Annotated in this window: 1 protein-coding gene; it reads right to left on the reverse strand. The window is 71.1% G+C overall.

The genetic code is table 11. From position 1 onward, the window contains the following. Window positions 1-616 (reverse strand): iron-containing alcohol dehydrogenase (locus FVW20_RS17980; protein ID WP_307831646.1); only part of this gene is annotated, 616 nt, incomplete at its 3' end. Window positions 617-643 lie beyond the last annotated feature (27 nt).

The following is a 643-nucleotide window of genomic DNA, read 5'->3' on the forward strand; positions in this document are numbered from 1 at the left end:
CCCAGGCCAGCGCACCGCGCGCCTCCGCGTCGTGGGCGTCGGCATGCAGGCGCGCGGCGGCCCGCACGATGGTGCGCAGCAGGGCCTCGTTCTGGGCCAGCACAGCCTCTTCGGCAAAAAAGGGAAATTCCGTGGCCTTCAGCCCCGGCAACGCGACGGCGGGCGTGCCCACCACGGAAAATTCCAGCACGTGGCTCATGGCGTCCGCAGCGCCGTTCACGGTCAGGTGCCAGGGCAGCCCCTGCTGGAAGGTCACGTCCACGAAGGTGGCCACCGGCGATGGGCAGCGCATGCCCCACTTGTGGCCCGACGCACCCCGCGTGATCACGGCGTTGCCGTTCATTTCCGATCCGGTGCCCGACAAAATGGACACCGTGAACACCGGCAGCGAGCGGGTGACCGGCTTGCGCTCGGCAAAGGGACTCCACGGGTCGCGCCCTTCGGCCAACAGGGGCACCAGGGCCGCAGCCGCCTTGGTGGCGTCGATGACGCTGCCTCCGCCGATGGCGACGAATCCCGTTCCGCCGCCGGGGGCATGTCCGGGGGTGCCATCGGCACCGGTACCCGCCGCAGCGGCGATGCGCAGCACGGCGCCCAGATCCGGGTTTGCCGTCACGCCCCACACCTCGCTGCGGCGCACGCA

The sequence above is a fragment of the Nitratidesulfovibrio oxamicus genome, assembly GCF_015731765.1.
GTDB classification, from domain to species: Bacteria; Desulfobacterota; Desulfovibrionia; order Desulfovibrionales; family Desulfovibrionaceae; genus Cupidesulfovibrio; species Cupidesulfovibrio oxamicus.